This window comes from Sideroxydans sp. (assembly GCF_054604835.1).
On the sequence record NZ_JBTSFG010000019.1, the window covers coordinates 1 to 4,717 of the forward strand.

The window sequence follows — 4,717 nt, forward strand, 5'->3', positions numbered from 1 at the left end:
GGATACACGCAAACTCAGCTAAATGGCGTGGCGAGGAGGCTAAATGAACGACCAAGGAAGACGCTAAACTATCAAACACCGGCTGAACGATTTAACCAACTTGTTGCGTCGACGGATTGAATCCGCAACCCGTTGCGGTCATTCGCTCTACACTCTCTAAGAATTGTAGTAATAAATCTACCAGACACCGGAAATAAGCCGAAAGAACCAGTGCGCAATGAACGGATTCTTGGCAGAGAAAGACCAATACATATTTCGTAATTTACGAACGATTCTTGAGCGTGTGGCGAGCATTAGATAATCGAAGTCAGTAAAGAAAAGTACCCGCTTCGCACGGAGAATTAACTTGCGTTCAACTCCAAGGTCGCCGCTCGAAAGAGCCTTACCCAGCGTAATCCCGTCCCATATCGCCAGATTCAACCCTTGCCCACCTACTGGCGACTGGACATGAGCTGCATCGCCGATGATCCATACTCTCCCCATTCTGGGGGTTAGGACACGTTTCAATGACACCTTAAATAGCCGCTCATAGTGAATTGTTGCATCGTTAAAACGCTCCTTCATCTCATGAGCTACATTTGCACTATTTAGTATCCCCTGTATCACACCGATAGAAGGCTGCGATAGGAACAACCCTACGCCATCTGACCTGAGGAAAAGTTGTGCCTGAATATTTTCGGGCCATTGCTTTGTAGAAATCTCAGCCACAGACCATTGCTCTGGATAGTCTCTTCCAACAAACAACATGCCAATGGATGCACGGACTTCGCTTTGGATTCCATCTGCACCGATGAGCCAGTCGACCTCAGTCACTTCCAATTCACTATTCTGATGAACTAGCGTTACGCGAGCTTGCTCGCTGGTTTGCTCAACAGACTTGAAAGCAGTTCCGTACTCAACAGACACTCCAAAGGAAAGTAGCGCCTTCTCCATAGCGGCTTCCAAGTTAGCTTGTGGATATAGATGGGCAGGCGGCTCGCCATTAACCAAAGGTACGGATACATTGGCTACGAGATGATCATCATCATGGAAAACAAAATTTCTCATAGGATGAGCATCATTTATAACTGCAGCGGTTATTCCATATGGCGCAAGTTGATTCCATACGCCTTGTGCGACACCCGTAGCTTTTTGAATCAATGTTCGCGCTGGTCGCTTATCGATAATGCGAACGCTTATGCCTTTGTGAGCACATGCAAGTGCAAGGGCTAAGCCGCTTGCGCCTCCACCGACAACAAGAATCCTAGGGTTTTGATGCAAAGTTGAAACCTTTCGATATTCTTTGAAATTGTTCACTCCCCAACACTGGTTCCCCAGAAGCTAATACACAGTTGAGTGGCAGTTGAATTGAAAATTACAGCTTAAGGTTTGCCTGAATCTCAAAGCGCTTGAGAAGGTCTTGAATGCGAGGGTCGCTACAACTTTTCGTCCGAATGACCTCATCAATTGCCCTCTCTACTGAATTTGTCCGCTGTTTTAGAGCGTTGATAATTTGCTGCTCTGTTTGGTCTGGACTCCGCTTCTTAAGTTCTTCTGTCGCGCGTATTGACACAATCTTAAAGTTATTGAGGAAGTGGGAAAGCGTATCTTGGTCTGGCTTTGCACACCTGCTTGCAGCATAACTAGCTTGGACGAATTGCCCCATGATTTGAACTATGTCGATTCGCTGTTCCGCAAACGCAGAAGACGAGAACATAAATATGGTAAGTGAGAACAAGGCATGAACGTGAAATTTCCTCATTTGTACTCTCCAAGCGCGTTGAAAGGACCAAGATTGATACTTCGATTCGCAACAAACTACCTTTTGCTACTCCATCTTAAAGTAGGGGAAAGCGGTTCATGACGCCCGCTATTGGCCGATCTAAGTCCTGCCAATATTTTAGCTTCGAGCGCTCCCAAGTAATTTCAGACATCCGATTTTCATTTAGACATCAGTCCCTGGTTTAACCAAAATTGTTCATTAGCCACCTTCGCCCTCGACACAATAGAAGACGGAACGGTTAATGTCATTCTGATCAGAAGCCAGCACAGGTGCTTTGCCATCTCTTGATTTCTGGGACTCTCTAAAAGCTGTGCCAAACTTTGATGTAATAGCTTTCCTGGCCTTGGCTAATGGCACGTCGAATATCACTCCGTGGAGGTCCTGGGTTCCTGGAACAACAAGTTCCACGACAGGAAGCCCAAACATCGAATCCTTTACGTGGAAAAAATACAGCCCATTTTCTTCCTTATAAGGTTTGAGTGACCTCTCAATGAAGTATGAATGAGGTCGATTTCTGGTGGGCTCATCGTAATAAAACTTATCAAACTGGCAAGTTGCCACATTTTCAAACAACTTTTCCAAGCTGGCTGCTTCCCCAGCTCCTGAGTACAAAAGAATGGAAAATAGTAGTAAGTGCAATTTCATAAATCCCCTCAGGTAGCTCATGTGCTCAATGATAGCGAGCGTCTCTTAATGGCCGCACTTTACCCGTTTAGCTTCACTAACATCAATGTCCGTCCCCCCCCACCAACTGCGGACTCTCATTTTTCATTCCTCGTTCGTCCCTGGTTTCCACATTACAGCCAGTGAGAAAGCGTCTCACAGAGAATAGTCATCAAATTTTACGAGCTGCCAACATGTGGTTGTCTTTTCAAAACGAAAAACAAATGAATAGTCAGTATCTGGTTTGGTGAATTGCACCAAATGACCGCCTTGCATGGAAGTTACTTTCATTTTGAATGGCGTTGCTGCCTGCATTTGCTTGCTAGGGTACTTTGCCCGTGAATAATTTGGATCTGTCGCGCTGTTGATGATGTATTCAACCGTTGATGGCTCAGGATCTGCAGAGCCATCAACATAAGAGGCCGAAAGCGGGAAATGCGTGTTCAGTTTTTGAAACTCTTGTTCATGCTCGAACTTAGATAAAAAAGTAGCAAAGTCAGGCGCGCAAGGCTCCTCGGCCAATACTGCGAGCGAAATTACTGAAAATGCAATGAAGGTGATAAGTCTGCGCATAAAACCTCTCTGAATTAAAGGGGGCGCATCGAAATGATAGTTGATGGATAGGTGCCCGCACCCTATCTCGCCATCACAGCAGGGTCAATATGCCAAAGTATCTATGTATGGCCTATATATTTTTTTTCGTTGTGCTGTCAGCTTATATATTGCAGGATTCGGTCATAGGGATGACTGCTTCCAAGCGCGCAGAGCAGACATGCATGCCAGCAGCGACAAGCAGTCACAAGTCGGCCACAAGTAGTCTTACGTAAATATCCTCCAATCTGGGCTATTAGTACCAGAAGTATTGGCCAAAGGAATTCATGCAACCCGACACTATTAACTTCGATTCAATCAAGTGGCAGAGCACTATGCTTGGAGCCCGCTCCAAAATCTATCAGCAAGGTGGTAAGCAAATTCGCCTTGTAGAATTCACCGATGAGTTCGTAGAACCAGAATGGTGTGAAAAAGGTCATCTAGGTTACGTTTTGGAAGGAACACTTGAGATCGACTTTAAAGGTCGGGTTGTGGTTTATCCGAAAGGTTCTGGCATATTCATCCTCGCTGGCGCGGAGAATGCGCATAAGGCGAAGACGCTGACACCAGTTGTTCAATTAGTTCTGTATGAAGAGTTGTTATGATGAGGCCGGTTCTAGCTGTGTTGCGGTCATTGGCGTTTGCAAATGCAAACGGGCAAATCCCGGCCACAAGCGGACGTTTGCTAGTCTGTGCGCAATGACTCATCAAGGGGGCAGCATGAGATGGATGATGGGAAGCATTGCAGTTTTGGCAGGTACGTTGGGAGTGATGGCTGGCGCGGTGGCGATACCGGAAAACAATTCGAACAATTCGAGCCTGGCCCCTTTAACCAAAAAGATGGATTGGGGGCAAAAGGCAAGACCTGACCCCGTGAATCGTGGCTACCCGGCGGCAGAGGTGTCACGGAGGTTGGGCGTCACAACGCACAGTCTGTATGCCTAGCTGAGGGAGGCTAAGCAGGATGTGTTCGATTACATCGAGGTGTTTTATAACCGGAAGCTTCGCCACACTTACCTTGGCGGCGTGAGTCCGGTAGAGTTAGAAGCTGCCGCCTCAAACTGGCAACGTTAAGCGTCTATGAAACCCGGGACGTACCAAGGCTTCTATGGGGTGTGGCGGGAGCAATAATGGCCAGCGCTAGTTCTATTCGAAATGCAAATATACCTCGCGGGAGGAGCGCACGTGTTGTTCAAGTATAGAAGGTGTCCAGTTTGCAATGCCCCTATATCAGCTTGGACTGTGTTGAGCTATGGAGTTAGGGAAAAAAGGGAAAGGAACATAAGATGCGAAGCATGTGGGCACATAATTTCAAAGGTATATGACTCGGATAAATTTGGCTTCGCAATGTTTTACCTTATATTAGCTTTAGGAAGTTTGTTAGTTAAAATTCTCGGTGTCGAGTCAATTGTCACTATTTTAGCTGCGACGGCAGCCACGCCTATAATTTTAGTAATGGCGTTTTATCACTTTCTGCCATTTTCTGATCATGGCAAATGATGGCAGTGAATCGTCCCTGAAACACTAGACACCATTTAGCCTAATAGAAGAATAATAGGGGACAGACCACGGTTTTCCAATGACGGCTTTGGGTTGCGGATTCAATCCGTCGACGCAACACACTAAACTTAGCGAAAGCGAAAGGAGTGTTGCAGATGAAACAACGACCACGCATCTATTACACTGAAACTCAAAAGGCGC

At 46.3% G+C, this 4,717-nt stretch carries 5 protein-coding genes and 1 pseudogene; 2 read left to right on the forward strand and 4 right to left on the reverse strand.

All coding sequences use genetic code 11. The features are described from left to right. Nucleotides 1-177: 177 nt before the first annotated feature. From ACYCZ5_RS13825 to ACYCZ5_RS13840, 4 genes are all read right to left on the reverse strand, one after another. Nucleotides 178-1,296, reverse strand: a complete 1,119-nt coding sequence (locus tag ACYCZ5_RS13825) for an FAD-dependent oxidoreductase (RefSeq protein ID WP_461545387.1) — start codon at nucleotides 1,294-1,296, stop codon at nucleotides 178-180. Nucleotides 1,297-1,354: 58 nt separating this feature from the next. Continuing rightward, nucleotides 1,355-1,741, reverse strand: coding sequence for a hypothetical protein (locus ACYCZ5_RS13830; protein ID WP_461545388.1), 387 nt, complete (start codon nucleotides 1,739-1,741; stop codon nucleotides 1,355-1,357). Nucleotides 1,742-1,960: 219 nt separating this feature from the next. Continuing rightward, the gene (locus ACYCZ5_RS13835) at nucleotides 1,961-2,407 is read right to left on the reverse strand and encodes a hypothetical protein (RefSeq protein ID WP_461545389.1); all 447 of its coding nucleotides are present in this window, start codon (nucleotides 2,405-2,407) and stop codon (nucleotides 1,961-1,963) included. 174 nt (nucleotides 2,408-2,581) lie between these two features. After that, a complete protein-coding gene (locus tag ACYCZ5_RS13840) occupies nucleotides 2,582-2,998 on the reverse strand; it encodes a hypothetical protein (RefSeq protein ID WP_461545390.1) in 417 nt (138 codons plus the stop codon). A 305-nt stretch (nucleotides 2,999-3,303) separates the two neighbouring features. On the opposite strand from ACYCZ5_RS13840, the gene ACYCZ5_RS13845 reads away from it, so the two are divergent. Both ACYCZ5_RS13845 and ACYCZ5_RS13850 read left to right on the forward strand, forming a co-directional pair. Then, nucleotides 3,304-3,621: a hypothetical protein gene (locus ACYCZ5_RS13845; protein WP_461545391.1), complete on the forward strand. Its 318-nt coding sequence runs from the start codon at nucleotides 3,304-3,306 to the stop codon at nucleotides 3,619-3,621. 349 nt (nucleotides 3,622-3,970) lie between these two features. After that, nucleotides 3,971-4,090, forward strand: a pseudogene (locus ACYCZ5_RS13850) (IS3 family transposase); the annotation flags it as partial. Between the last annotated feature and the right edge of the window lie 627 nt (nucleotides 4,091-4,717).

What these genes read in the sequence shown, in the direction of transcription:
- ACYCZ5_RS13830 (WP_461545388.1), bottom strand. Translation starts at nt 1,741, where the DNA reads ATGAGGAAATTTCACGTTCATGCCTTGTTCTCACTTACCATATTTATG.
- ACYCZ5_RS13835 (WP_461545389.1), bottom strand. Translation starts at nt 2,407, where the DNA reads ATGAAATTGCACTTACTACTATTTTCCATTCTTTTGTACTCAGGAGCT.
- ACYCZ5_RS13840 (WP_461545390.1), bottom strand. Translation starts at nt 2,998, where the DNA reads ATGCGCAGACTTATCACCTTCATTGCATTTTCAGTAATTTCGCTCGCA.
- ACYCZ5_RS13845 (WP_461545391.1), top strand. Translation starts at nt 3,304, where the DNA reads ATGCAACCCGACACTATTAACTTCGATTCAATCAAGTGGCAGAGCACT.